This window comes from Burkholderia sp. Tr-862, from assembly GCF_011753085.1.
In the GTDB taxonomy this organism is placed as follows: domain Bacteria; phylum Pseudomonadota; class Gammaproteobacteria; order Burkholderiales; family Burkholderiaceae; genus Burkholderia; species Burkholderia ambifaria.
The window spans coordinates 1-1,798 of record NZ_VWWG01000357.1 but is presented as its reverse complement, the minus strand read 5'-3'; the positions used below and the strand labels follow the sequence as shown (position 1 = coordinate 1,798).

Sequence of the window (1,798 nt, the reverse complement as noted above, 5' to 3'; positions counted from 1 at the left end):
GAAGCCGGCGCGGAAGTCGTCGCGCGGCAGGTCGGGCTCTACGCGGCGCTCGCCGGCGCCGACTGGCTGATCACCGGCGAAGGCCGCTCCGACGTGCAGACGCTGCACGGCAAGGCGCCGTTCATCGCCTGCCGTCACGCGCAGGCCGCGGGCGTTCCCGCGTCGCTGCTGTCGGGCGCCGTCGACCCGGCCGCGCTGCCGCGCCTGTCCGAACACTTCGCCGGCTGCTTCTCGCCGGCACCCGGGCCGATCACGCTCGACGTCGCGATCCGCGACGCGGCGAATCTGCTCGCGAACGAAGCGGAGCAGTTGACACGGCTGAAGTACGGCGCACACTGACCGTTGACCCGAGCGCGCGATACAGGAACAATCGGGCCCGCCCTTTTTCTTCAGGATTCGACATGAAAGGCCGTCAAGCCGGGCTCGATCAGTTTCTGACCTATCGCCTCCATGCGCTCGCGAAGCGATCCGACCGCGGGATCGCCGACGTGTACCGGCACAAGCTGGACATCTCGCTGCCCGAGGCGCGCGTGATCGCCGCCGTCGGCGCGTTCGGTCCGTTTTCGATCATGGATCTCGCACGCCACACCAATCTCGACAAAAGCCAGGCGAGCCGCGCGGCGGAAGCGCTGCTGCGCCAGGGGCTGCTCGAGCGCAGCGCGAGCGAGGACGACGGCCGGATCGTGCTGATCGCGCTGACGACCGACGGTCGCGCGCTGCATCGCCGGATCATGCCGATCGTGCGCAAGTGGAATGAAGGCTTGCTCGCATGCCTGTCCGACAACGAGCGCCAGACGTTCGAGCGGCTGCTCGACAAGGTGGTCGCGCACGCGGTCGAACGCGACGAGTGAGTCGCCCGGCCGGCGCGATGCGTGCCCGACGCGCGTTGCGAATGTGTGGCACATGCACGGGAATCGCCACGCTGGCCGCGCAGAGGCGTCACGAGCGATCCAGCGCGCGCCGCTTTATTCAGACGAATACCGCAGATCGGCCCAGTCGCGTGAATCGCGCGAGCGCACGGGCGGCGCGGTTTCCCCTGCCAGGCACGTATCGAACGGCTGCTCGTTCTTCATCAGGCCACGCCATCGCCGCAGCGCTCCCCTTGCGCTATAGCCCGCTGTTCGCCGCGCGCTGACGCAGCAACCCCAGCACCGCGTCGCAATACGGCGTCGGCACGTCGAGCTTGCGCCCCAGTTCCGGGAACACGCCGAGGATCGGCCCGATCTCGAGCGGTCGCCCGGCCTCGAAATCCTGCAGCATCGACGTCTTGAACGCGCCGAGCTTGCGCGTCACGGCGATCCGCTCCGGCCCGCCCATCCCCGCATCGAGGCCAAGCTTCGCGCCGATCGCGGCCGCCTCCTCCATCATCCGCAACGCGAGATCCCGCGTGAACGGATCGTCGAGCAGTTGCTCGGCGGTCGAACCCGTAAGCGCGCTCAACGGATTCATGTTCATGTTGCCCCACAGCTTCGCCCAGATCTCGGTGCGGATCGCCGGCGTCGATTCGACGTCGAAGCCGCCCGCGGCGAGCGCCGCCGCGAATCGCGCGGTCGGCGCGTCGAGCCGCGCATCGGGCGAGCCGATGATCAGGCGGTTGCCGCGGCCGCGGCGCACGACACCCGGCGCATCGGTACTCGACGACAGGTGCACGACGCAGCCGATCGCCTGCTCGGGCGGCAGCGCCGCCGAGACCGCACCGTCCGGGTCGACCGCGTCGAGCCGCACGCCGTCGAGCGGGCCCGCGAGCCCGTGCGTGAACCACCACGGCAGCCCGTTCATCGCGGCGACGATCACCGTA

3 protein-coding genes are annotated in these 1,798 nt (G+C 69.7%); 2 read left to right on the top strand and 1 reads right to left on the bottom strand.

Features of this window, described 5'->3' with window-relative positions; all coding sequences use genetic code 11:
• Together F3J14_RS34820 and F3J14_RS34815 are read left to right on the top strand one after the other, a co-directional pair.
• The coding region (locus F3J14_RS34820; protein WP_166726742.1) for a glycerate kinase at positions 1-339 on the top strand (339 nt) is incomplete at its 5' end.
• 62 nt (positions 340-401) lie between these two features.
• Positions 402-851 carry a MarR family transcriptional regulator gene (locus F3J14_RS34815; RefSeq protein WP_166726741.1) on the top strand — a complete coding sequence of 150 codons (450 nt, stop codon included), beginning with the start codon at positions 402-404 and terminating at the stop codon, positions 849-851.
• A 256-nt stretch (positions 852-1,107) separates the two neighbouring features.
• Here F3J14_RS34815 and F3J14_RS34810 read toward each other — a convergent pair.
• Positions 1,108-1,798 (bottom strand): 2-dehydropantoate 2-reductase (locus F3J14_RS34810; RefSeq protein WP_166726740.1); only part of this gene is annotated, 691 nt, incomplete at its 5' end.